Below are 24,182 nucleotides of genomic sequence, written 5' to 3'. Positions count from 1 at the left end.
AGCTGCAGCTGCGCCGTGTTTGTTGAACACTCTCCAACGCGTGAGCGGCGCAGAAGTGCCAAATGCAACGAAATAAATGTCGGATTCGGTTGGCCAAAGTCGGCGGCCGGGCGCTCGGGACAGCCGATCCGAATGTTAGCACTCAAGTCGGAAGTAAATCTATTCCCGGTGGTCCGGGTTCGGCTGGAACGGAGCGGCGCTTTTCGCAGTTGTGTCGAATGCTGTCTGCAGTCGAGCAACTGGCTCAATCGGTAAAAGAGCGGCGAGCGATCTTGTTCGTTGGAGCCGGGGTGTCGATGAGCGTCGGCTTGCCGTCCTGGCAAAAGCTCATCGAACACATGCAAAAAGAACTCGGTCTGGACGAGGATACGATCGGTGCGCCGGAGGCCAGCTATCAGGCGCTTGCCGAATACTACCGGCTGAAGCAGGGGAGCCTCGGCCCCTTGCGCAGCTGGATGGATCGTGAATGGAGCGTCTCGCGGGAGAAAGTGCAGGGCTCGGCGATCCACAAGCTCATCGTGTCGCTCGATTTTCCGATCATCTACACGACAAACTACGACCGAAATCTCGAAGTTGCCTTCGAGATCCATAGCCGGCCCTTTGTGAAAGTGGCCAATGCGAAGGATTTGCCCAAGGCCACTGGCGAGGTGACGCAGATCATCAAATTCCACGGCGATTTCGACGACGATAAATCTTTGGTCCTGGCGGAGACCGACTATTTCGACCGGCTGTCGTTCGATTCGCCGCTCGACGTGAAATTTCGGGCCGACGCGCTCGGGCGCACCATCCTGTTCATCGGCTACAGCATGTCCGACATGAACATCCGTCTGCTGCTGCACCGGCTTTGGCAGACCTGGCGCCGCTCCGGCTATGACAAGAATCGCCCGAAATCCTTCATCTTCATGTCGCAGCCGAGCATCGTCCAGGAGGCTGTCCTCGGCCACTGGGGCATCGATATGCTGACCGAAGAGGCAGACGATCCTGAGGACGCGCTGCTCGCGTTCCTTAACGAACTCGAGGACAGGGTGGGCCGGCCAGACGGCGCGTGAGAAAACTTGCCGAAACGGATTGGCCAGGCGCTGGGAACCGGCTGATCCGGGACCGAGTCTGAATGGGCGCACGCAAACACCAGCGAAAAATGCATGCCAAACACGACCTGTCGGCCGAGTTGCCTATGAGATCGATTGTTTTGCCCGCAGGTGCGGTCTGACCAGGGACGAAGCACTCAAGATGATGCAAAATGCCGGCAGGTCCAACGATGGCACCAAGGCATCTGGCGAATCCGGGCCGAAGTAGCCGCATGGATTCTACATAGCGGGCGGCCGGGACGGTCATCCGGCACAGCTGCTTCGTCGTCGGTCTCGGTATCCGCATTGCAGTCGGTGGTGGCGCGCACCGCTGAGGATCAAGCGATGCACCGGCCACCACCGATGGAACATCCGCCGACAATTTTCGTTGACATGCTCCACAAGGCGAGAGGTCGAACATGTCGAAGTTCCAAGCCGCTACTCCGGAGCGTTTGCAGCAGCTCAGGCTCGAGGCGACAGCGCACTTTGCGCCGCTCATACTGCGCGAGGCGCTGGTGCGTCTCTGCCGAGCGTGTGGAAGCGAGAGCCTCGAACGGTTCGAGAAGACCATGGTTGACCAAATCGAGGCATCGCGTGACGAAAAGGCCGATTTCGACACAATGAAGGAATTTGCCATCGAACAGCTCTATGGCTGGATTCGAGAAGTCAGGTCTTCACCGGACATGACACAGCCGCTGGAGAATGTAGACACCCGAAGGACCGCTGGCCGCTCGGAAGAGCCGCAGACGCTGGAAGACCAGCTGCAGGCGGGTCTGGAGGATTCTTTCCCCGCAAGCGACCCGCCGGCTGTTGTTTCCACCGCGATCCCCGGCGGATCGAAGAAGCTGGTCGGAACCGACGAGGTCCTCAGACAGCAGCAGGAGAAAAAGGCCGAGGAAGCCAGCCATTCGCGATAAACGGCTCTGCGGGGAAGCAGCCTGCCGGTTCACCCGCCGTCCGGCATGAAGGCTGTCCGGGCATGTGTGTCATGCGGCTCGCCTTCGACAAGAATCTTCGCTTCCAAAGCCGCGTCGATAAATGCTTCGCGGGCTTCCGCTGCCGTAATCTGGCCGATCTGGGCGCCATCCAATGCATCTCCCGCCATCAGCGACAACGGGGCATTGCGGGCAGGCCATTTCTCGCTTTTGAGGCAGTAAGAAGCCTCGAAAACGGAGCTGACCATTCGCGATCGTCCCGGTTTGCCGAAGTAGATGCAAACCGGAGCATCGAACTTTATCTCCAGCATGGCGGTCCTCCCGATTTAACCACCCTTGATATAAATTAGCCTCAGCGGGTCACATGGCCTGCTGGGCATTTTAGCCGACGTCGCGAACCGCAGTGGGATTGGTGCCTGCTGGTATTTCGGCGGCGACATCGTGCGCCAGAATGCCCGCCTTGCGGGCGAATGCTTCGAACGCCGCGCGCACGGTCTCGGCATCGACCTCGTCAGCCAGCCCGGCGCGACAGGCGTCGAACGCCGCCTTGTGCGCCGGGCCGCGACTCGGCCATTCGTTCAAGACGTCATAGGCCTGCCAGATATTTTCGACATGGCGAGGGAAACCAAGGCCGACGAGAATTGGAACGGGGCGGCCAAACGATTTTTTTGTCATCTGTGTCTCCGCGAAAGAGCCTGTCGCATCAACGCTGGGCGGACGCGAGGCCCATGCTCTTTAACGCGGGATTGCTGCACGGGTTGCAGCGGGTTTGTTCGATCGTGCGCCGGCCGATGCTGGCGTCATTTGTTGGTCCGCATCTTTTGCCGGGGATTGATACCGCCTTGAGGCGTGGTGTCGTTCTCGACATCGCCTTCGAACGTGTTGTCGCCCTGATCGAGCCGGTCGCCCTCCTTGATCGTGCCCTTGGAACTGCCGATGCCGGGATCGTTGGCAAGGTCGCTATCGGCCGGCGTTTTGCCTTTGGCGTGCTTGTTTCCTGTCATGGGTTCCTCCTGTTTTGAGGTGGCGGACTGTCCTTAAGGTGGCGGCCCAGGCTCGCTGCGAAAATCGCGTTTCGACACGCCAATGGCGGCGCCCCGGATTTTCGGACGGCCTGGATTCCAACTCCGCGATACCGGTGGTTGTTCCGTCAAAAATATCACCGCCGGCTGGGTTGCCCAGCCAAGCCGCTCCGGTTCCCGATCCGGGTGATTTTCGCCAGCCGGAACGATCTTTCGCCCAATGCATTTAACTGGTCTGCGCTCACGAACTCATTCTGGACGGGAGCTGGACCATTGCCACCTACAGCCTACGCCTTGGCGACTCGCGAAACCGAAGAAGTTTCCATCGTCGACCTCATACCCGCTTTGAGGGCTTTCGCCCGCACCTTCTGCCGCACTCCCGATGATGCCGACGACCTGGTCCAGGAGACGCTGACCAAGGGCTTGGCCAACATTGACAAGTTCGAAGCTGGAACGCGCATGAAGTCATGGCTCTTCACGATCATGCGCAACACCTACTACACGCGTGTCAGGGCCGCGGTGAGGGAAGCGCCCGGCCTGCTCGACTGCGCTTCGCTGCGGCCGATCTCGGAAGCGACGCAGGAATGGTCCGTACAGGGCAAGGAGGTCCACCAGGCCATCCAGAGTCTTCCTGAGCACCAGCGCGAGGTTCTGATGTTGATAGGCGTTCTGGGCATCAGCTATGAGGAAACGGCCGAAATATGCGGTTGCGCGGTGGGAACCGTGAAGAGCCGGCTCAACAGGGCACGCGCCGGCGTGCTGGAATACCTTGGCGAAAGTTCCTCGCAAACCCTGATGGAAAGGCGCAGCTATCTGTCCGAAGGACAACTGGACTTCGAAGCCGAGAGGCGCCGCTAATACACGTCACGTTAGTTACTGGCTTCGCGCAAGCGCCTTTCGATAAGCGCATGCTGCAATTCGATCGCAAGTTTGGTCAGCCGGTCAGGAACCCTTTCCTGCTCGATGGCCGCAAGCAAGGAAGCGATTTCCCGATCTATCGTCAGATCGGCACGCCTGCTGCCGGAATCTTCCCTTGAGCGAGACATCGCGTTCTCTTGGCAAATGTTGGTTCCTTCACCTCACTCTGGTGGCAACAGTGCGAGTTTGCAAGAATTTGCAGGGCGTCCATGCGACCGGCATCGGTCCTTGCACAGCTTCGTCAGCGGTTGGGCTCTCGCCGCCTTTCAATTGCTCACCGGCTGCAAGCCACATGCTGCCGCAACGATCAGTCTTCAGGCCGCCGATCCGCTGAATGATCCTGGTACTGCTCGGACTTGACCCGATTGCCGTCGAGCCCACGCTCCTTGGTGTGCTGCTTCTTGTCTCTGTTGGACAGAACGGCGTTCTCTCCGATCTTGTCCTTGGGAAGATCGGTCATCGCGCCAGCGCCAGCGCCTTTGCCGTGACTGCCGCGACCGATGTGCTTCTTGCTGCCGGACGCCATCTTGTCCTCCTTCATACTGTCGAATAGCGGCTTTTCCCGTTCGGCATCCGAACCATCGTTGGGCCGCAATGTTCCGCCGGAAATCGTAAGCAGGAAGGCATCGCCGTCCCAGTGCCGGAACGGCTTTTCGCCGTCGACGAGGACTTGCATGCCATTTGCGTTGGCGAAGTTATGGACATCGGCGCGATCCAGCGCCGGCGATCCGCGATATGAATAATTCAAAAGCGCGGCCATGCCCGGCCTCTTCAGCACGCGCGCGATTTCCACGAAATGTCGCTCCGCAAGGCCGGCCAGCACCAGATAGGGAAAGCTGTCGACGGCCAGCACGCGGTCGAAGCTGGCATCGCAAAAATCGGCAAGATCGAAACCGCGCGTAGGGCGGAATTCTACATTGCCGAGCCCGGCGCATCGCCGGCGGGCGATCGAGATCATCGCTGGGGATATATCGCTGCCGACGATCCGGTGCGACAGAGCGGAGAGCGCCTGTTCGAACCGACCGATACCACAGCCGATATCCAGTATGTCGCGGTCAGTGCCGGTAAAGCCTCGCCTCTCCAGCCATGCAACGATCTCAGCCGTAGCGGCAGAGAGCTTTTCCTCATTGCCCAGCGATGACAGCTGGATGCTCGCCGCCGGGGAGATCGCCGCCGCCGCGTCAAACCCGGCCGCCAGCCGCTTGACGACCGCATCGTCGGTCTCGCCCTCGCCACGCTCGTGCCGAACGGCAGCACCTATTTTGCGCAGCGTGGCGAAGATCTCGGGCCTGCGCTGAAGCAGGTCGGCAATCCGTCGTAGTTTTGCCGTCTTTCGCGCATCGGCCGAATGTGTGTTTTGTGCAATCTTCGCCAGTTCTGCGGCTTCGATTCCTGTCTCGAAACGGAGAGCCAGCCTGGCGATGACGGCTTCGACGCCGGCACCGTCTGCCATGCAGTCCTCCAGCACCCGCCTTGCTGATGTCGACCGCCGAGATCCTGGCTGCGTCGCGCTCATCGCCCTTTGCTCCGCGTCCAGATCTTGCGCATCGTCCACCGGTCTACGGCGCCCCAGCTGTACTTGTAGGCCTCTTGCCCGCGCAGAAAATCGAACTCTTCCGCGCCTTCGCAGATCGCCTGCCTTATCGCTTGGCCGATGAGCAGCGCGCCGGGACTTTCCTCGGCATAGGCCGGATCGAAGCCACCGAGATAAGCGCAAGCGCGGCCACGATGATGGAACCCGTAATAGGCGCCCACGATCGCGTTACCGATCGTGATAAGCCAGCATCGGGCAAGCGCTTGGGCAGCCATTTGCGGCAGCGCCTGACGGTGGAATTCTTCCACGCGGGAATCGGACAGCACGCCGTCGCCGTGTCCGGCCCAGCGCGCGCGGTGAAGGCGGATCAGGTGGTCGAGGAATGTCTGCGGATCGGACACGGGTTCGATGGAGACACTGCCGCGTCTCGACGCGGCCCTGTGGGCGCGGCGCAATTGGCGCCTCCGCCGCGCCGGAACACAGCCTTCAAGCGTCTGGTCGCCGGCGAGGGCGAGCACCGGGCAAGCGGCGTGACCGACGGCTTGGCACGATTCGAGCGCGGCATGCCTGATGGCAAGGCCGGCGCCGCCGGGAGGCAGATCCTGCAAGATCCACTGTGACCAGCCGACGGAAAGAACGGCGCCACCGATGACTGCGCCGACCGGTTCGGCGATCTCGGGAAGACAAAGGACATCCAGATAGTCGCTCAACGAAATGCCGAGCGGAAGCAATCGCGCGCCGGCGTCGTGGCGTTCCAGATAGAGTGGCGCCAGGCCGACCAGATCGTCGCCACGCCAGATGGCGACCGTCGCTAGCTCGCCGGGAGCAAATGTCCGCCACCATGGCAGCAACCATGCGGGAGACTGGAACGGCGTCGCCGAGGGACTGCGCGACCAGAGTTCCCACCAGTGCGGCTCGAGGGCTTCGAGGTCCGCCGGATCGTCGATGGTCTCACTGCGGAGCATGTCGCGCTCACTTTGCCGTCGCGAGCTGCCCGCTGTCTGTGCCGAGCCGTGCCAGCGCCCGATAGGCGTCCATGTAGGAGGAAACCATGCGGTCGAGTGAAAAGCGCCGCCGCGCCTCGGCCCGGCAGGTCTCGGGGTCCAGGCTGGGTGCGGCAGCGATGGCTTCGGCCATCTCGTCGACATCCCCGACCAGATACCCGGTCTTGCCGTGCTCGACCACATCCGGCAGTGCGCCATTCGGGAAGGCCACCACGGGGGTGCCGCAGGCGAGCGCCTCCATGGCGACGAGCGAACTGGTTTCCGCGGCAAGGCTCGGGATGACTAGGCAGCGGGCTGTGTTCAGCAGGCGCCGCTTGGCGACAAAGCCGAGCGGACCAAGGAAGCGGCGCCGGTCGTCCAGCCGGGGTTCGACCTCGTCGCGAAAATACGCTGTGTGCGTTTCATAGGGGTAGACCTTGCCACCGATGACCAGCGGCACTCTGGCCTTCTTGGCTGCGTCCAGCGCCAGATGGATGCCCTTTTCCGGGCAGACGCGGCTGAGCACGAGCGCAAAGTCGTGTTTGGCCTGCGGTTCGCTCAGCGCGTCGACGTCCACTCCGTTGGGAATCGGCCCGATCAGCCTGGCTCCCGGTGGTGCGGTTCTTTGCTGAGCCGCCGATACGGCATGCAGCCACAGATCGTTTCGCGCCGGACGCAGAGCGTCGGCCGGATACCAGTCGAGCGGCAAATGCAAGGTCACCAATGTCGGCCCGTCGCCCGGCAGATAGGCGTCGAAATCGATGCCGTGCAAATGAACCACGTCGATTGGCCAACGGGCGCGCGCGGTAGCAATTGCGGCGCGATGAGCACGCTGTGCCCGGTGCCTCGCCGCTTCATCGAGCACGCCCGGTTCGGCCGGCGTCTCGATGAGGACACCCGCAGCGCTCGAGCCCTGGCAGCCGATCACGATCGAGCGGTGTCCGGCCTGTACGAGCGCCTGGTCGAGCATCGACAGCACCTGCTCGGCACCACCGACCGCATCCGGCCCGACCGGGGCGAGGGGATAGGCGACGTTGAGGACGGTGAGCGTCATGGCTGGAGAGCCGAAGCTCCTCACGCTGCGGAGGCGCGCAGCCTGCCGACCGAAGGGGCAGCGATGCTGCCGGCATATCGGCGCGTCATTGCCGCGCAGAAGTCGGCGAATTCCTCCGGCACCAGCGGCGGACTGCTGTGGTGCGGCATCATTCCGCGGTGTTCCGGCGTGAAGCAGAAGGTGACCGTCACGTCGAAGTCGGCCAACGCCTCCATCTGCCTGTCGAACCAGTCAAGTGCGTTCGGCCTGAAGCTGTCGGCCCAGGAAAGCCCGGTGCGCAGATTGGTGACGCCGAGCCGTTTCATCCAGGCGACGGCGTCACCCAGCCGGTGATCTTCGAAATGGAACCACTGCACCAGTCCCATTGCCGGCGCGTGGCGCAGGAATTCCTCGAGCGCGGGCTTTGGCGTGCCGTCCTGGCGCAGCAGGCCCATGTAGAAATGGCGGTAGTAGGAAGAGCCTTCCGCCTCGCGATGGCGCGTCGTCGCTTCCCATTCTCGCGGCAGGTCGTAGAGGCTATACCATTGGATGCGCGGTGCGTTGCCGATCAGCAGTTCCGCGGTCCGGCGCAGGCCCCAGACCTGCACCTCCTCGGCGCCGAAGGTCGACACGCCGACCTCGCTGACCCATACCGGAAGATCGGTGACAGCCGAAATCTCCCCGATCTTCTGCGGCCATTCGTGGATCTGCCAGAGGTTCCAGTCGAGCGGGAAACCGTGCACGGCGACAGCATCGACATGATCGAGCACGTCGAACTCCTTCATCCGTGTCATGAAACCGGCATCGATCGGCGAGATGCCGCCAAGAACCTTGGTCAAGGCCGGATTCTCCGACGCGATCGCGTCGGCGGCCAGGATTGCCATGTTGGCGAAGCGGCTCCAGTCGGGGTCGAGCTCGGGATCCCAGTGGGATTTGTTGTTGGGCTCGTTCCAGATCATCGCGGCTTCAATCATTTATCGGTCCTTTCGACGGGTAGACGGCGGCGCCGCCGGCCGGCACGTCGCCGGTGCGGCAGAAATAGACCTCCTGCTCCGGTTGCAGCACGATCTCGAAGCCGGCGCTGCGCAGCATGGCTTCGGTGCAGGCGCGATTGGGAATCCACCAGTTGGTCGGGTCGTCGGCATAGCGATGCTCGATGAAATGCAGCTTTGGGAACTCCGGCCGGTCGAACAGGTCGTGGGTCCAGAAATGATAATTCTGCTCGAGCGCCGGCACGTTGGTGCTGCCGCGCTGCATCGACTGGAAGATCATCAGGTCCCGGGCGACGTGCTCCCGGATCAGATCGAGTGCGAGCAAGGGATGGCGCAAATGGTAGAGCACGCCCATGAACAGCACGATGTCGAACCGCTCATGCAGGGCGCCAACGTCGTAGACCGAGAGCTGCCGGAATTCGATGTCGCAGTCTGCTACCTCAGCGGCAAAGCGCGCCTGCGCCAGGTAAGCCTCATCGAAATCGATGCCAAGCACGCGGCCGGCGCCGCGGCGTTTCATCTCGATCGAATAGAAACCCGCATTGCAGCCTATGTCGAGCACCGCCTTGCCGGAAAGATCGGCGGGGATGGCGTCGGCGAATTTGCGCCATTTGATCAGGGGGTAATTGCCGAGGAAATGATCGGGAGCCGTTTCGACGCCGGCCAATTCCATGTTGTGGAACCATGGGCCGAGCGCATCGATACGGCGGCGGATTTCGGCATCGGAATGCAGCATGGCTAGCCTCCTTCGCCTGCGAGGACAGGGACGTGCTGGTGGCCGGGCAGCGTAATGGCGACTTGGTCGTCCTTGGTACCGCCGGCGCTTTCAAGCAGGCGAAGTGCGGTGCGGTAGCCGTTGAAGGTGCCGACGTCGACATAGGCGGTGCCAGCCTTGATGCCATAGGCATCGCCTCCGGCGGCGAGATAGGCATTGACCAGCGTGCCGATATATTCGTCGCACCGGTCCCGTTCCCGCCACAGCGCGGCGAGCTGGTGAAGGGTGCGGCCGGGCATCTTGAACGCACCCCAGATCCAGTTCGATTGGGCATTCTGCTGCTTGACCTGGATTTGCTTCACCCGGTCGTCCTGGTCGACAACGACGGCATCGAAGAACTCCGGCTGGTCCACCGGAAACAGCAGGAAGGACAGGCCGTCGTCCGGGAGGGCCAGGAAGCCGTCTTCGGGAAACCAGATTGTATCGGGCAACCCGACCAGAACGGTCTCATCGGCTGTGACGAGCGGTGCGGCACGGAAGATGGCGTCGCAAAGGCCGACCGGAGAGGGCTGCACCACAAACAGCGCAGTCGCGTCGGCATAGCCGGCAGAATAATATTCGAGGATATCCGACTTACCCGAGCCGATGACGAAGCAGATCTTGTCGGCCCCCGCGCGCACCATGCGGCGCACCAGGTATTCGCTGACCGCGCAAGGCCGCTCGGTGTTGCCGTCGATGCGGCTGCCGACCGGCAGAAGCTCCTTCGAAAAGCCGAGCGGCTGGATGCGGCTTCCCCGTCCGGCTGCGGGCACGATGCCCAACATCAAACTGCCTCCTTCAACGGCTCGCCATGCGTGGAGCCGTGCAGTGCATCGGACAGGATGCGGTCGAATTCCTTCGCGCGCCGCGCCGAGGTGTGTTCGTCCAGCACCCGCTCGCGCGCTCGGCGGCGGATAGCGTCAAGCTCGGCGTCGGACAGGTCGAGCGCGGCGACCACGTCGTCGGTGCTGTTCGCCACGACGATCTCTTCGCCGGGCCGGAAAAAGGCCTCCAGTCCCGGCCATGTGTCGCTCACCATCGCGGCACCGCAAGCGGCGGCTTCGAACAGCCGGCCGGAAGGACACCAGCCCCTTTCGGCCATCGCCTCGCGGGTCACGTTCAGGGTCAGCCGTGATGATGAAAAGAAGGCGGGGTGGTCGGCCGGCGGCAGATGCCGGACGAAGAAAATATTGTCGCTCCACGGGAATTCCTGCGGATATTGTGCGCCGCCAATGATGAAGCGGCGCTCCGGCAGGCGCGCAGCCGGACTGACCAGCAGCCTCTCGACCCCGACCTGGCGGTCTGCCGCATAGGTCCCGAGATAGGAAAGGTCGCCGGCAAACTCCGGCCTGGGCGGAGCCGGCCGGTGTCGCTCTGGATCGACATGGCCGTAGAGCGGCATGACGCGGCGCGCACCCAGCATCGACTTCAATGCGTCGATCGCGGTGCCTCCCGTGTAGCTCAGCACGAGATCGAAATCGCGAAGCCCTTCCGGCCCGAAATAGGCCGGAGGCTCACCTTGTTCGATCCGCGCCAGTGTCACCGGCGTATCCAGATCGTAGAACACCTTCAGCCCGCGACAGGCCTGGAGGGCAAGGCGCGACGCGCTCACGGCATCGGGGCAATAGGAGGTGACGATGACCACATCGGCCTCATTCATCGCCTGCTCGGCAACGCGCTGGATGTCCTCCCAATCCTGATAAAGGACGAGGTTGCCGCCATCCAACTGGTCGAGGTCGCGCGTCCCGGCATAATAGGGAGTGTTGCGTTCGAAGAAGGTGATAGACCAGCCCAGCCCGGCCATCGCCCGGATCAATCCGCGCCACAGCGTAGCGTGCCCATTGCCCCACGACGATGTCACGGTAAGACCGAAAATGACCATGCGCATCCGGCAATTCCTCGTCAGGCAGCTTCGTTGAGTCTGATCAGCTTCGACCCCCAGTCCCCCCAAACAACCGTGGTGATCGACGCTGGGTCGATATCGAAGCGAAAGCAGTTTCCCAGCGACAGGCCGAGCACCTTGCACACGGCGGCCTTGATGACGTCGGCATGGCTGACCAGTGCGACGCCCTGGTTCTGGTAGGTGCCGCGGACCTGCTCGATCAATGAGACGACGCGTTGCTGCACGTCCAGCATGGTCTCGCCGCTCGGTGTTCTCGCCTGCTGACGCTGGTCGTTCCACACTCGCCAGTCGGCATCCTGGTTCAGCTCTTCGAAGGTCTTTCCCGACCAGGTGCCGAAGTCGATCTCATCGAGTTCCTCGCGGATCACGATCTCACCGGCATTGCAGGCGAGCGCGATCGGATTGGCAGTCTCCTGCGTGCGTTCGCGCGGGCTGCAGAAGATTGCCGCTATCGCGTCGCGTGCCATGCGGTCTGCCAGATGCGAGGCCTGTGCCTTGCCGGCTTCGCCGAGGCAAACGCCGGCCATCCGTCCGGCAAGATAACAGCCGACATTGTCGTGCGCGGCGTGGCGCACCAGAAAGAACGTCGTCGTCATTCCGCGGCATCGAGCATCGGCTCGTCCTTGCCGGCGATGAACGAGAGCGTGCGCTGGCGGGCTTCCGCGTCGGTGAACTGCTCGGGCGGCGATTTCATGAAATAGCTGCAGGGACCGGTCAGCGCGCCCGCGATACCGCGGTCGAGCGCCAGCTTGGCGCAACGCACCGCATCGATGACGACGCCGGCCGAATTGGGCGAATCCCACACTTCCAGCTTGAGCTCGGCATTCAGCGGCACACCGCCGAAGGTTGTGCCTTCGACCCGGATATAGGCCCACTTGCGATCGGTCAGCCACGGGACATGGTCGCTCGGCCCGACGTGAATGTTGCCGGGCTCCAGGGGAACGTCGATCTGGCTGGTGACGGATTGCGTCTTTGAGATCTTCTTCGATTCCAGCCGCTCGCGTTCCAGCATGTTGAGGAAGTCGGTGTTGCCGCCGAAATTGAGCTGATAGGTGCGATCGATGCGCACGCCGCGCTCGCGGAACAGGTTGGCGAGCAGCCGGTGGACGATCGTCGCACCGACCTGGCTCTTGATGTCGTCGCCGATCAGCGGCAGGCCGTGCTGCTCGAAGCGCCGGCGCCACTCCGGCCGCGAGGCGATGAAGACGGGTATGCAGTTGACGAAGGCACAGCCCGCCTCGAGCGCGCACTCGGCATAAAAGCGCGTTGCCTCCTCCGAACCGACAGGCAGATAGGACACCAGGATTTCGGCGCCGCTTTCGGCGAGGATCTTGCCGATGTTGGCGACCGGCTCGTCGGCCTCCACGATCTCGTCGCGCAGATATTTGCCGATGCCATCCAGCGTCGGTCCGCGTTCGACGCGGGCGCCGGTAGGCGCTACATTGGCAAAGCGGAAAGTATTGTTCGGCGCGCTGTAGATCGCGTCTGCCACATCGCGTCCGACCTTGCCGTTGGCGACGTCGAAAGCGCAGACCACTTCGATGTCCTTGACATGATAGCCGCCAAGATCGGCATGCATCAGCCCGGGTATGGGCTCATTGCTCCTTGCGTCGCGGTAATAGGTGATGCCCTGAACAAGGGAGGAGGCGCAGTTGCCGACGCCGACTATTCCGATCCGAACTTTCTTCGATCCCACGAAACCGCTGCCTATGCTGTTGAAGGTAAGTTCTTCGTGCCAAACCGCCTGCCTCGCTGATTGTTCCTTGCCGGCTGCAAAAATCGTGCAACCGATGGTGGATCAAAGTAGCGCTCGCCGAGTTGTGCAGTGAGGCCAACCGGGACGGGACAATGATCGTCTATGGCGACCACAAGCGAATTGAGAGCGCGCGATATGTTCGCGGCTCGGCCTGCAAAGCGGCCGGGCACATTGCGGATATGCCAAGCGGGATCGGACGGCACGCAGCCCTGGTCGGCCTGTTCATCAAGATCTCGGAATTGGTCCAGGGCCTTGCCGATGCTGAATTCGAGGCCAACGGCATGGACAGGAATTCCCGACAGCGGATCGCGGGCGCAAATCTCCTGGTCGGCTTGGCCCGGGACGTGGGCAGATCGTGGGCGGCCGGATTCGCCATCGACGGCCCGGTCGATGCCGAAGTGCCGCGAATGCTGGCCGAACTCGATTGCGATGGCGAAATCCTCATCGGCACGGCCGAGGGCTACGCCCATTACGCGCTCTATCCGGAGAGCTATTTCGTCGCCGCGCGGCAGTCGGGTCTCGATGCGAACACATGCGTAATCGGCATCCGCAGCATCGGCCTGGGGCTTGCAGCGATGGTGGCTGCAGCCATCGGCGCACCGGCACCCGTCAGCGTCCGTCCGACCGGTCATCCGTTTCGCAGGCGGCTTGCCGCCGATCCGGAACTGATCGGCGGCTGGAGGACAAGGCCATCGGCCCATTTCGCTGTCGTCGATGAGGGCCCGGGCCTGTCCGGCAGCTCGTTTCACGCAGTCGTCGCATGGCTGCAAGCGCTGGATATCGATGCCGGGCGCATCCATCTGTTCCCCAGCCATTCGGGTGGGCCGGGCCCCGAGGCATCGACGAACAGTCGGGAGGCATGGACGGTTTGCCAAAAACACAGCGTGGATTTCGAACGGACTTTCCCTGCTGGATCCGCTGTCCCGACGTTGCGGGATTGGGTGGCCAGGACGATCGGCCGCACAGCGGCCAGCCTGACCGAAACATCCGCCGGAGAGTGGCGTCGCTTGCACTATGGCTCGCTGGATCATTGGCCACCTGTTCACCGCGGCTTCGAGCGGCGAAAGTTCCTCGCTTTTGCGGGCCGGGGAAAATGGTCGGTCAAATTCGTTGGCCTCGGCGAAATCGGAATGCAAAAGGCCGAGACCGCCAGGAAGCTGCACGATGCAGGCTTTGGCCCGGAAGTCGCCGGGCTGTGCCATGGCTTTCTCGTCGAACGCTGGATCGACGGTGCAACGCTGGACCGGGCAAGGCTTTCGAAAGAAAAAATGGTCGCTCATCTCGCGCGCTATCTGTCCTGGCGCGCAGCCAATCTGCCCGCCTCCCAGCCGGGCGCCTCGCTGGAGGCCCTTGCCGACATGGCCGTGCGGAATACAAGTGAGACGCTGGGCGAAAACCGCGCGGCGGAGCTGCAGAACTGGTTTTCGACACGGGCTCCACCCAAGAACATGCAGCGGGTCGAGATCGACGGGCGGCTTCATCCGTGGGAGTTCATCCTTTCGCGCGGCGGAACGCTGATCAAGACGGACGCCCTCGACCATTGCCGATCGCACGATCTGATCGGCTGCCAGGACATCGCCTGGGACATTGCCGGCGCCCGTGTCGAGTACAGCCTCTCCGACGCAGCGACTGCGGCACTGTGCAAAGCTGTCGAGGCGACTACCTCTCGTCGCGTCGATGCCAATCTGGTCCACTACTACGAGCCCTGCTATCTCGCCTTCCAGCTTGGCTTGTGGAGCATGGCTGAGCGATCGGGCGATGATCGGGAACAGATCCGGCTGGCGGCCGCGGCAAGACGTTACGCTGCCGCGCTGCTTCGTTTCCTGGAAAGCCAAGGCGACCTGCCGCCGCTCGACCAGGATCAGTCCAGCCGGCGCAGCATATCCGCTTCCTTTTCGAGGATGGCCGCTACCTCCTCGCGCTGAAGATGCGTCATCATCAGGCTCACACAACATTCCAGATAGGTGATGGAGGCGCGCCGCAGGAAGGCAGCCGTCTCCTTTGCGGCCATTTGTTCGATGTCTTTGGCGGATCGCTTCGGATGCACAATCGTCTCCATGCCGGTACCTTGACAGAACCAGAAGCTGGACGGGTTGTTCCCGCAACGAGAAAAAGTGACCAAATCCGAGACGACGGCGCTTTCCGTCGTGACCAAGCAGCGGCCAGACGCTCCCCGCCTTCAGGCCGGCAGGTTTTGCAGCCGGCCTGATGCAGAACGCACGGTGGCGGCAATTCGACGTCTTCTGTCGACCATCTGCGCCGTCTCAAGCTCGGCAAAATAGCCGATTGTGCGCATCAAACCCTGCCTGAGCGGCACTTTGGGCGACCAGCCGAGAAGCTTCCTTGCACGGGAAATGTCGGGTTGCCGACGACGAGGATCGTCTTGCGGCAGCGGCAGGAATTTCAAGTCCGATTTGGTGGCGGTCATGCCTCTCACCAGGCCCGCCAGTTGCAGGATGGTGAACTCCCCCGGATTGCCTAGATTGATCGGCTGGCGCGGGTTGGGATTGACCTCCATCAACCGGATCAAGCCGTCGACCAGATCGGAAACGTAGCAGAACGACCTGGTCTGCAGCCCGTCGCCGAATATCGTCAGCGGCCGTCTCTCGAGTGCCTGCATGATCAGATTGGAAACGATCCGTCCATCCGCAGGATCCATCCTGGGACCATAGGTGTTGAAGATGCGCGCGACACGGATATCGGCCTTTCCCATTCTCAAATAATCGAAGCACAAGGTTTCGGCGGTGCGCTTGCCTTCGTCATAGCAGGCGCGGGGGCCGATGCAGTTCACGTGGCCGACATAGTCTTCCTTCTGCGGATGCTGTTCGGGATCGCCATAAATTTCGCTGGTGGACGCCTGCAGGAAGCGGGCGCCATTACGGGCGGCGAGCTCCAGCAGATTGAGCGTCCCGATGACGCAAGTCCGTGTCGTGTGGACCGGGTCGGCCTGATAGCGTGGTGGCGAGGCCGCGCACGCCATGTTGAAGATGCGGTCAACCGGTTCGCCAAGCTCCAACGGTCGGCAAATGTCTTGCTTGATCAGCCGAAAATCCGGACGATCGGCGATCGATGCTATGTTCTCCATGCGGCCGGTAAGGAAATTGTCGACGCAGATCACGCGCCAGCCGGCCTGGAGCATTGTCTCGCAAAGATGCGAACCGAGGAAACCTGCGCCGCCGGCGACAAGCACGGTCTTGGTCCGTTGCGCCTTTCTTGATAGCTGCATCTCTATCTTCTCCCGTCTGCGGGTCATGCTGCGCTCTCGACGTCCAGATCGAGAACAGAACGTGGCGATTTGGCCTGCGCCAGCAGCGAAACGAATTCGCGGGCTCTTGCGATGCTTGTGTGAGCTGCGAGGATGAGCACGCGCGCCTGCCTGGCCATGGCAAGCCGGGCGCCGTCGGATTCCCCAGACAGGATACCGATTACGTCCTCGGTCCTGCGCGCCGTGTGGATCGTCCGCTCTGGAAACAGGCTGTCCAGTCCGGCCCAGCTATCGCTGATGATCGCCGTGCCGCAGGCGGCTGCCTCGAAGAGGCGCACGCTGGGCGACCATCCGGCCGCGATCATGGAACTGCGCGTGACGTTCAACGTGTAGCGTTGGCGGCTGTAAAAGGCGGCGTGATCTGCCGGCGGCAGGTGTTCGATGCGATCCACATTGTCCGGCCAGGCGATTTCGCGCGGATATTGCGAGCCTGCCACGACGAAGCGGCGCTCCGGCATGCGACGCGCCGGTTCGAACAGCAGGGCCTCTAGCGTCGCCTGGCGGTCGGGGCTGTAGGTGCCGAGATAGCCGAGATCCCAGCGGATTGGATCACCGGTTCCGTGATGCCGTTCCGGGTCGACGGAGCAGTAGAGCGGCTCGGCCCGCCTCGCGCCGAATTCCGCCGTCAGACGGGCAAGCGTCGGCCCGCCGGTGAAGGAGAAGTAGACGTCGAAATACGGGACCTGCCGCCTGGCAATGTACTCGCAATCATCGGTCGAAAGCTTTGCCAGCGTGATCGGCGTGTCGATGTCGTAGAAGCAGAACTGACCCGTGCACAGCGATGCCACGACGTCGATGATTTCAGGGCCTTCGGGAACGAAGGAGCCGACGACCACGATATCGGCATCGCGCAGACAGCGCGCAAAATTGCGGCGAAGATCATCGATCGTTTCATAGTAGCGCAAGGCGCAGAAATCGGGATCGCGCAGATCCCGGTGACTTGCGTACCACGGCACGTCGCGTTCGAGAAAAGTGACGCGGTGGCCGAGTTCGTGGAGACCTTTAAGCAGCCCCCGAAAGGTGGTGGCGTGGCCGTTTCCCCAGGATGAGGAGAGCGACAGGCCAAGAAAGACGATGTCGAGCGGCTTTGTCATTCGGCCGCCTCCACGGTCGGACGCTCGAAATGGCGCCTGAAGATGGCGTCGGCTAAAACGGCACGTGTCGTGTAGGTATGTTCGCCAAGCACGCGCCGAAGCGCCGATGTCCCGATCGCCTTAGCCCGTTCGGCACTAAGGCTTTGCATGATCTCGGCGACGTCCTCGCCATCGCGCGCGACCAGGATTTCCTCGCCGGGTTTCAGGAACAGGTCCACGCCGAGCCAGGCGTCGGTGATGAGGCATGCGCCGGCGCCCGCCGCCTCAAAAACGCGCGTCGCAGGTGAAAAGCCATTGGCCGCCATGCTGTCGCGGCTGATGTTCAGCACCGCCTTGGCCGTGACGTTCAATGCATTGTGGTCGCGCGTGCCGACATGGCCGAGCCATCGGACATTGGCGGGCATCTGCTTGTCGCCCCAGCCCGATCCGCCGAGCAGGAAGCGCTGATCGGCGGAGCGGCCGGCCGGGTCGAGGAAGAAGGCTTCGACGCGCGCCTCGCGGTCCGGCAGCCGGTTGCCGAGAAAGGCGAGATCGCAGGCAAAGCGCATGTCCTTGCCGACCGGATGATGCGTTTCCGGATCGAGCGCATTGTAGATCGGCACGCATTCGGCCGCCCCCATTGCCCGATAGGCCCAGACCACCGGGTCGCCGCCGCCATAGGTCAGCACGAGGTCGATTTCCTGCAGCGCGCGATGCAGCGGATGGTCGGGCTCGTCGCGCAACTGGCCAAGCGTCGCCGGCGCATCGACATCCCAGAATACGGTGAGCGCATCGGCACGGGCGTGATCGAGCACCGCCCGCAACAGCGCGTCGTCGGCGAAACCGACGCCGCTTGCCTTGACGACGATATCTGCCTCCGCCGCCCGCGCCGCCACCTGCATCATGGCATGCGGAGTGGCCTCGTAGACGACGACGGCACACCAGTCCGGCGCCGCGATATCGCGGTTCTTCTGGCGATCGTAGACGTCCGGCTCGTAGAAGGTGATGTCATAGCCGAGCCTTGCCAGGGCCTTGAGCAGTCCGCGGTAATAGGTGGCCGCGCCGTTCCAATAGGACGACAGCAGGCTCGACCCGTAAAATGCGATCTTCATTCGGCGGCCTCCTTTGCAAGGATCGTGTCGGCGGCTTGGCGGTGCCCGCATTCGGCGAGCACGCCGAACAGCTCATTCGCCCGGTGCCGGCATGTGTGCCGCAAGCGGATGGTCTCGAGGCCCGAAGTCGCCAGAGAGGCGGCGAGATCCGCGTCGTGCAGCACGGCGCGAAGATGACGCCGCATCTCGGAACCGTTGTTTGCAAACAGAAAATCTACGCCGGGCCTGAACAGGCGTTCGACATCGGACCACGGCGCCGAAACCAGCGGGATGCCGCAGGCGAGCGCCTCGAACATACGGATGGTCGGGATGCCTGGCAGGCTTTCGCGGTATGGACGCCTGGGGATGTGCACTGTGATGCGGTTTGCTGCAAACGCCTTCGGCACGTCGGCGTTGGCGATCCAACCTTCGTAGTGCAGGCCGGCGGCCGCAAGGTCGGCGAGCGCTTGCCGTGGATAGCGAACGCCGTGGACAGTGCCGCTCAATCCGAGCTCACGCACCGGCTCGACCAGGAATTCCCTGATTTCGGCGCTGCGCTCGTCGTCGCCCCAATTGCCGATCCAGATCAGGTCGGCGCAGCGCTCGATTTCAGGATGGGGCTCGAACAGATGGTCATCGGCTGCCTCGTGCCAGGTAAAGACCCGCTTGCCCCATCCGGCGCGAAGATAGCTTTCCCGCAGCGCCGCGCCGAAGGCGAGCACGCCGTCGTAATGTTCAAGCTGCAAGGCAGAAATCGCTTGCGTGGCCGAGATGGCGCGATGGTGCGTGTCGTGGAACAGCAGCGTGAAACGGCCGCCAGTTGCTTTCGCCTTGCCCAGCCGCGCAACAAGGTCCGGCTCGGTCCACTCATGCACGATCACCACATCGGCATCGGATATCCAGGCTTCGTGGTCGAAAGCGGCATCGTAGGTCACCGGCATCAACTCGGGGAAATCCTTCCGGAATCGCTCGATCGCGAAGGACCCTTTCTCGGCTACCAGGTTCGACCGGCTCCAACCGTCGGCGGGTTCCAGCGCGATCGCCTGGTGCCCGCGCGCGACCAGCTCGCGCATGATGCCGCGCAGGAAATGTGCGTTGCCGTGGTTCCAGTCGGAAACGATCGAATGGGTGTAGAATAAAAATCGCATAATCAATTATCCGCCATGGTGGCCAGGGCCGCCTTGTCGTAGACGCCGCGCATGGCGGTCGCCTGCCTTGCCAGTGAAAATCTGCGGCTTCGGCGCGCCGCCGCCTCACCGAGCTCTCGCCGGCGCTGCGCGTCATTGCAAAGGCCATTGATGCAGCTGGCGAGATCACTCGGATCGCGCACGTCGTAGAACAGGGCCGCGCCGTCCCACAGTTCCTGGTAGGTCGCGATATCGGCGAGCACCAAGGGCGTTGCCGACATTGCGGCTTCCAGCGTGGCCAGGCCGAACGGTTCGTAGAGCGACGGCGATACGAAGATACCGGCCCGAGCCATCAGCGAGCGCACTTCCTCATGTGGCACCGGCCCGAGGGGAACGGCGCCACTGAAGCCAACATGCTGGCCGTCCGGCCCTTGCTGCGAGCCGGCGACGAAGACCGGCCATTGCGTCAGGGAGGCGGCCTGGTCAAGCACCGCCGCGTTCTTTCCTTCATCCCACCAGCGCGCAGCGGCGAAAACGATCGATTCCCGCCTTTCGCTCTTCAGGCCGGGCCGTGCGCCGTTGCCGACGACACTCAGGCGCGCGATCGGCCCGTAGCAGGTTTCCAGCATGTCGGCATGGCTGCGGCTCGGCGCAACGACCATTCCTGCTTTGTCGAGACCGCGCCGGTTGCGGTCCTTCTGCCAAGCCCATTCGCCGTCCGCCGCCTGTCCCTTGACGGCGTGGAACCATGTCACCACGCAGGAATGCGACACCGCCACGACGGGGCAGGGCACGTCGAGCCCCGCGGCCTGCGTCGGCGCGTTGAGATGGACGATTTCGACGGCGTAGTCACGTATGAGCGGGTGCAGCTCCTGCTGCAATGTGTCGAGGTCGTGCTCGTTGCGGGTCATCCAGTCGGGCGGCGTGTTGAGCCATGTCAGCGTTGCGAATGACTGGGCCTCCTCCGCCTGCTGCCTGGACGGTTCCGGACCAAGCCCGGCAAGCACGACGCTGTCGCCGCCGGCGACCAGTTGCCTGGCCAGATCGAGCGCATAACGCCAGACGCCCCCAACGGCATCGACAGTCATCAGGATACGCCGCGGCCGCGGGCTCAGTGTCCGCAACATGTGGCCTCCAATTCGGCCAGCGGACGCGGCCGCTTCTCCTGGATGTCGCTGAACGTTCGGAAGGATGCGAGATAATGTTCATGCGCGCGCTCCCAGGCGAGATCGTCCGGCTCGCCCCAAAGTTCGCGGTAGCTCGGCGAACTCGGATAAGGATAGAGCGGCACCGGTTCGTTGGCCCAAACGCCGTTGTCGATCAGGTGCTTCCGCCAATAATCGACGAGCGCGGGATCGTCCTCGACCACGCCGATCAGATTGGCCTGCACGAACGGCACGTGGCGCCTTGCGTCGACCAGCAACGCGGCTAGCTCCTCGGTGCCCAAACGGCAGCGTTTTGCCAGCATGGCGCGGCCTTCCACCGTCAGGCTTTCGAGCCCCGCCTCTATGGAGACGCAGCCGGCGGCGCCGAGCAGCTTCAGCAATTCCGGCTTCCAGAGGTCGATACGGGTCTGCACGCCGAACTTCACATCACGATCGACCAGCGCCTCCAGCAATGCCTTTTGCGGCAGGAAGATCTCGTCGATGAAATAGATGTAGCCGACGCCCTGTGCGATCAGCCGGTCGATCTCGGCGATCACTGCTTCGTGGTTCCGGCGGCGATAGGCATCGCGGAAATCGATCTTGGCGCAGAAACTGCAATTATACGGGCAGCCGCGCGACGCCTCGACCTCCGCTCCAAAGCCGACCTGGTCGTCGTCGAAGCGGTGATGATGGTGCGAATGGGCGGCAATCCAGTCTGATGGCCATTCGAGCGCTGGGTGATCGATGAACGAGCTCGCATGCACGCCGCCGTTCGAGACCAGTTCTCCATCCTCGAAGTGGGCGGTGGACGGCACCGCACTCCAGTCGTCGCGCCGGGCAAGTTCCGCGACCACTTCCTCGCATTCGCCGCGCACGACGATGTCGACGCCAAGCTTGCGCAAAGTCGGCGTCGGCGTCGCCGAGCCATGCGGCCCGACGGCGACGGTGCGACCGCCGCGCCCGGCAAGATGGTTGAGGAAATCGGCCGGCACGCGCAACTCGGGCGGTGCGCAGCGCCAGAACAGGTAGGTCGGCGCGGTGCTGACGATGGTCATGTCAGGCTCGAATGCGGCGACGCGATCGGCGAGCGCGGCGTTGTCGAGCTTCTGGATCTGCCCGTCCAGCATCAGCACCTCGTGGCGGGCTGCTTCGAGCAGCGCTTTCGAATAGCCGAGTTCGAGCGGCAGATGCGGCTGGCGGCAGCCGAAATAGATGCTGTCCTGGTACGTCCAGGACGGATTGACCAGAGCGACCCTCATGCCACGTACCTCGCCGGTTCGGGATGCGGGTCGAGGCGATGACGCTGCAGCCAGTCGGCGAGGTCGCGGATGCCGTTTTGCCACGGGACGTGCGCTTTCCACCCCAGCGCCGCCTCGATCGCGCGCGTGTCGGCGACGAAGAACGGTTGGTCGCCGGTGCGTTCGCGGTCGTAACGAATCGGAACGTCCCGTTTCGTTATGTCGCGAATCTCCTTCAGCAGCATGCGCAGGCTGACGGCGTTTTCCGGTCCGCCGCCGAGATTGAATGCTTGGCCCTTGATCGCCTCGATGCGGTCGAGCACGGCGCGATAAGCCGCGACCGCGTCGGCAACATGGAGGATGTCGCGCACCTGCTTGCCATCACCGTAGATGGTGATCGGCCGGTCGGAGAACGCGTTAAGCAGGAAATGGGCGACCCAACCCTGATCCTCCGTCCCGAACTGGCGCGGTCCATAGATGCAGCTCATGCGCAGCACCGCCGTCGGCAGGTCGTATGACTTGGCGTAGTCGAGGACATACTGGTCCGCCGCGCCCTTGGAGCAGCCATAGGGCGTGCAGAAATCGAGGCCGCGCGTCTCGTCGACGCCGTGCGCTCGGACGCCCGCGTCGCGAGGCGCGTATCTGCCGTCTTCTTCGCGCATAGCAAGGTCGGCGAGGCGGCCATAGACCTTGTTGGTGCTGGCGAAAACGACGGGGATGCGCTTGCCGCTGCGGCGAGCGGCTTCCAGGACGTTGAACGTCCCGCGCAGGTTGATGTCGAAATCCTCGTCCGGCCGAACCAGGCTCGTGGTGACGGCGGTCTGCGCGGCAAAGTGGAAAACCGCCCTCGAGCCTGCCACCAACGGCGCGAGCGCCTCGGCGTCACGGACATCGGCGATTTCGACGGCGAGGCGGTTGCCGTGCTTTTGCGTCAGCCATTCCAGGTTCTGCTCGACGCCGGGACGGCTCAGATTGTCGATGACCAGCACCGGCTCGCCGTCCGACAACAGGCTGTCGGCGAGGTTCGAGCCGATGAAGCCGCTGCCGCCGATAATGGCGACGGGCGCTTCGCGAAAATTGCGTGAATCCGGTCTCATGATACCAGCCCTCGCGCTTCGAGTTCCCGCTTCATCTCGGCGCTGCGATCGATGGCGACCGTGTTACGCACCCAGGCGACGAAATCGCCGAGCGAATGCTCCAGCCGGTGCTGCGGCTGGAAGCCGAGCAGTTCGCGCGCCTTGGAGATGTCGGCAAAGCAGTTGCGGATATCGCCGGAGCGTGCCTTGCCGAGGATTTCCGGCTGGCGTCCAGGCACGCCCATCGCTTCGGCGAGCAGCCGGGCGACCTCGCTGACCGCGTAGGCCCGCCCGCTGCCGATGTTGATGACGTGGCCGCGCGCCTGAGGCTGTTCCAGCGCCAGCCGGAAGGCGAGGGCGACATCGCGTACATGAACGAAGTCGCGCTGCTGTTCGCCGTCTTCGAAAATCAGCGGCCGCTGGCCATTGGCGATGCGCGAGGCGAAGTTCGCCAACACGCCGGTATACGGGTTGGAGAGTGCCTGTCCGGCGCCGAAGACATTGAACAGGCGCAGCGCCACCGCGTCGACGCCATAGGCTTCGCCGAAGATCAGCACGGCTCGTTCCTGGGCGTATTTCGTCAATGCGTAGATCGAGGCGAGGTCGACCGGTTTCTGCTCGTCGGTCGGCAGCGGCAACAGGACTTCACCTTCCGGCGACAGGGGATTCCATTGGCCGCTACGGATGTCGTCCGGCTGCCGTCTTGCATTGTCGATGCGCCGGCCGTCCGGCGTGGCATAGAGACCCTCGCCATAGACGCTCATCGACGACGCAACGACGATCCGTTCGATCGGCCGTTTGATCAGCACTTCCAGCAACGTGGCGGTGCCGAGGTCGTTGGCGCCGACATAGCGGGCGATCTCGTACATGGACTGGCCGACGCCCACTTCAGCCGCCAGGTGAATGATCGCGTCGACATCGTCGACCGCCTCTGCGATGGCGTCGCGATCGCGAACGTCGCCTTTGATCAGCTTCGCGCCTGGCGGCAGGCTGATTGCCTCGCCGCCATGCACCTGGTCCAGCAGCGCATCGAGAATTGAAACCCCATAGCCATGTTCAACGAGTTCCTGGGCGACGTGGCGGCCGATAAAACCGCAGCCTCCCGTGACCAGTATACGTTTCACGACAACTCCTCATACGAATGGCTTTGCCGCCCCAAACTTCCGGGCGAAAGGTTTGTTCCCTTGCTTCAACAAAGTTCAGGAGGCTCGCCGGGGTAGGTTCAACCAGGCGTGGGAACATCGAAGGCTGCTTGGTGTTAGGAGCCATG

General features: G+C 63.1%; 26 protein-coding genes and 1 pseudogene. 5 read left to right on the top strand and 22 right to left on the bottom strand.

From position 1 onward, the window contains the following. Positions 1-218 precede the first annotated feature (218 nt). The gene (locus tag NKI29_RS10870; protein WP_352796248.1) at positions 219-1,049 is read left to right on the top strand and encodes an SIR2 family NAD-dependent protein deacylase; all 831 of its coding nucleotides are present in this window, start codon (positions 219-221) and stop codon (positions 1,047-1,049) included. Between the two features lie 437 nt (positions 1,050-1,486). Continuing rightward, a complete protein-coding gene (locus NKI29_RS10865; protein WP_352569236.1) occupies positions 1,487-1,984 on the top strand; it encodes a hypothetical protein in 498 nt (165 codons plus the stop codon). 29 nt (positions 1,985-2,013) lie between these two features. Here NKI29_RS10865 and NKI29_RS10860 read toward each other — a convergent pair whose 3' ends face one another. From NKI29_RS10860 to NKI29_RS10850, 3 genes are all read right to left on the bottom strand, one after another. Next, on the bottom strand, positions 2,014-2,313 hold the full coding sequence (locus NKI29_RS10860) for a DUF982 domain-containing protein (protein WP_023676146.1): 300 nt from the start codon (positions 2,311-2,313) through the stop codon (positions 2,014-2,016). A 70-nt stretch (positions 2,314-2,383) separates the two neighbouring features. Then, entirely contained in the window at positions 2,384-2,677 is a 294-nt protein-coding gene (locus NKI29_RS10855) for a DUF982 domain-containing protein (RefSeq protein ID WP_023676145.1), read from the bottom strand. 125 nt (positions 2,678-2,802) lie between these two features. Next, complete coding sequence (locus NKI29_RS10850; RefSeq protein WP_023676144.1) at positions 2,803-3,006, bottom strand: hypothetical protein; 204 nt, start codon at positions 3,004-3,006, stop codon at positions 2,803-2,805. Positions 3,007-3,318: 312 nt separating this feature from the next. On the opposite strand from NKI29_RS10850, the gene NKI29_RS10845 reads away from it, so the two are divergent. After that, positions 3,319-3,882: a sigma-70 family RNA polymerase sigma factor gene (locus NKI29_RS10845; RefSeq protein ID WP_023676143.1), complete on the top strand. Its 564-nt coding sequence runs from the start codon at positions 3,319-3,321 to the stop codon at positions 3,880-3,882. A gap of 50 nt (positions 3,883-3,932) precedes the next feature. Next, the gene (locus tag NKI29_RS10840; protein ID WP_352569237.1) at positions 3,933-4,061 is read left to right on the top strand and encodes a hypothetical protein; all 129 of its coding nucleotides are present in this window, start codon (positions 3,933-3,935) and stop codon (positions 4,059-4,061) included. A 188-nt stretch (positions 4,062-4,249) separates the two neighbouring features. Here NKI29_RS10840 and NKI29_RS10835 read toward each other — a convergent pair whose 3' ends face one another. The 10 genes and pseudogenes from NKI29_RS10835 to NKI29_RS10790 form a co-directional block, all read right to left on the bottom strand. Next, a complete protein-coding gene (locus tag NKI29_RS10835) occupies positions 4,250-4,468 on the bottom strand; it encodes a hypothetical protein (RefSeq protein ID WP_023676213.1) in 219 nt (72 codons plus the stop codon). 225 nt (positions 4,469-4,693) lie between these two features. Further along, positions 4,694-5,395 (bottom strand): annotated as a pseudogene (locus NKI29_RS10830) (class I SAM-dependent methyltransferase); the annotation flags it as partial. 59 nt (positions 5,396-5,454) lie between these two features. Continuing rightward, the gene (locus tag NKI29_RS10825) at positions 5,455-6,441 is read right to left on the bottom strand and encodes a GNAT family N-acetyltransferase (protein WP_352569238.1); all 987 of its coding nucleotides are present in this window, start codon (positions 6,439-6,441) and stop codon (positions 5,455-5,457) included. Between the two features lie 7 nt (positions 6,442-6,448). Continuing rightward, positions 6,449-7,513 carry a glycosyltransferase family 4 protein gene (locus NKI29_RS10820; RefSeq protein ID WP_352569239.1) on the bottom strand — a complete coding sequence of 355 codons (1,065 nt, stop codon included), beginning with the start codon at positions 7,511-7,513 and terminating at the stop codon, positions 6,449-6,451. 20 nt (positions 7,514-7,533) lie between these two features. Then, a complete protein-coding gene (locus NKI29_RS10815) occupies positions 7,534-8,466 on the bottom strand; it encodes a glycoside hydrolase 5 family protein (protein WP_352569240.1) in 933 nt (310 codons plus the stop codon). Further along, a complete protein-coding gene (locus tag NKI29_RS10810; RefSeq protein WP_352569241.1) occupies positions 8,459-9,220 on the bottom strand; it encodes a TIGR04290 family methyltransferase in 762 nt (253 codons plus the stop codon). Before NKI29_RS10810 ends, NKI29_RS10815 begins: the two co-directional genes overlap by 8 nt. Before the next feature lie 2 nt (positions 9,221-9,222). Beyond that, on the bottom strand, positions 9,223-10,023 hold the full coding sequence (locus NKI29_RS10805; protein ID WP_352569242.1) for a nucleotidyltransferase family protein: 801 nt from the start codon (positions 10,021-10,023) through the stop codon (positions 9,223-9,225). Further along, entirely contained in the window at positions 10,023-11,126 is a 1,104-nt protein-coding gene (locus NKI29_RS10800; protein ID WP_352569243.1) for a CgeB family protein, read from the bottom strand. The genes NKI29_RS10805 and NKI29_RS10800 overlap by 1 nt, the downstream gene beginning before the upstream one ends. A 14-nt stretch (positions 11,127-11,140) precedes the next feature. Next, positions 11,141-11,737 (bottom strand): histidine phosphatase family protein, encoded by a 597-nt coding sequence (locus NKI29_RS10795; protein WP_352569244.1) that lies wholly within the window; start codon positions 11,735-11,737, stop codon positions 11,141-11,143. Further along, positions 11,734-12,837, bottom strand: coding sequence for an inositol-3-phosphate synthase (locus NKI29_RS10790; protein WP_352569245.1), 1,104 nt, complete (start codon positions 12,835-12,837; stop codon positions 11,734-11,736). The genes NKI29_RS10795 and NKI29_RS10790 overlap by 4 nt, the downstream gene beginning before the upstream one ends. A 239-nt stretch (positions 12,838-13,076) precedes the next feature. On the opposite strand from NKI29_RS10790, the gene NKI29_RS10785 reads away from it, so the two are divergent. Further along, positions 13,077-14,822 carry a hypothetical protein gene (locus NKI29_RS10785; protein WP_352796197.1) on the top strand — a complete coding sequence of 582 codons (1,746 nt, stop codon included), beginning with the start codon at positions 13,077-13,079 and terminating at the stop codon, positions 14,820-14,822. On the opposite strand, the gene NKI29_RS10780 is transcribed toward NKI29_RS10785, so the two are convergent. Genes NKI29_RS10780 through NKI29_RS10740 form a run of 9 tightly spaced genes read right to left on the bottom strand, consistent with a single transcriptional unit; the run spans position 14,759 to position 24,036 of the window. Beyond that, a complete protein-coding gene (locus tag NKI29_RS10780) occupies positions 14,759-15,052 on the bottom strand; it encodes a hypothetical protein (protein WP_352691144.1) in 294 nt (97 codons plus the stop codon). The two genes, NKI29_RS10785 and NKI29_RS10780, sit on opposite strands and share 64 nt — an antisense overlap. A gap of 24 nt (positions 15,053-15,076) precedes the next feature. After that, on the bottom strand, positions 15,077-16,123 hold the full coding sequence (locus NKI29_RS10775) for a UDP-glucuronic acid decarboxylase family protein (protein WP_352691146.1): 1,047 nt from the start codon (positions 16,121-16,123) through the stop codon (positions 15,077-15,079). A 23-nt stretch (positions 16,124-16,146) separates the two neighbouring features. Beyond that, complete coding sequence (locus NKI29_RS10770) at positions 16,147-17,256, bottom strand: CgeB family protein (protein ID WP_023676130.1); 1,110 nt, start codon at positions 17,254-17,256, stop codon at positions 16,147-16,149. Then, positions 17,253-18,347: a CgeB family protein gene (locus NKI29_RS10765; RefSeq protein WP_352697982.1), complete on the bottom strand. Its 1,095-nt coding sequence runs from the start codon at positions 18,345-18,347 to the stop codon at positions 17,253-17,255. The genes NKI29_RS10770 and NKI29_RS10765 overlap by 4 nt, the downstream gene beginning before the upstream one ends. Continuing rightward, on the bottom strand, positions 18,344-19,474 hold the full coding sequence (locus NKI29_RS10760; protein WP_352723996.1) for a CgeB family protein: 1,131 nt from the start codon (positions 19,472-19,474) through the stop codon (positions 18,344-18,346). Before NKI29_RS10760 ends, NKI29_RS10765 begins: the two co-directional genes overlap by 4 nt. Positions 19,475-19,476: 2 nt before the next feature. Further along, positions 19,477-20,580, bottom strand: coding sequence for a glycosyltransferase family 4 protein (locus NKI29_RS10755; RefSeq protein ID WP_352796194.1), 1,104 nt, complete (start codon positions 20,578-20,580; stop codon positions 19,477-19,479). Beyond that, a complete protein-coding gene (locus tag NKI29_RS10750) occupies positions 20,565-21,857 on the bottom strand; it encodes a TIGR04295 family B12-binding domain-containing radical SAM protein (protein WP_023676126.1) in 1,293 nt (430 codons plus the stop codon). Before NKI29_RS10750 ends, NKI29_RS10755 begins: the two co-directional genes overlap by 16 nt. Next, positions 21,854-22,933 (bottom strand): NAD-dependent epimerase/dehydratase family protein, encoded by a 1,080-nt coding sequence (locus tag NKI29_RS10745; RefSeq protein WP_352569254.1) that lies wholly within the window; start codon positions 22,931-22,933, stop codon positions 21,854-21,856. Before NKI29_RS10745 ends, NKI29_RS10750 begins: the two co-directional genes overlap by 4 nt. Next, positions 22,930-24,036 carry an NAD-dependent epimerase/dehydratase family protein gene (locus NKI29_RS10740; RefSeq protein WP_352796192.1) on the bottom strand — a complete coding sequence of 369 codons (1,107 nt, stop codon included), beginning with the start codon at positions 24,034-24,036 and terminating at the stop codon, positions 22,930-22,932. Before NKI29_RS10740 ends, NKI29_RS10745 begins: the two co-directional genes overlap by 4 nt. Positions 24,037-24,182: the final 146 nt, after the last annotated feature.

Origin of the sequence: Mesorhizobium sp. M0678, assembly GCF_040320505.1 — a bacterium.
Taxonomy (GTDB): domain Bacteria; phylum Pseudomonadota; class Alphaproteobacteria; order Rhizobiales; family Rhizobiaceae; genus Mesorhizobium.
This window is presented reverse-complemented; position numbering and strand designations above follow the sequence as displayed.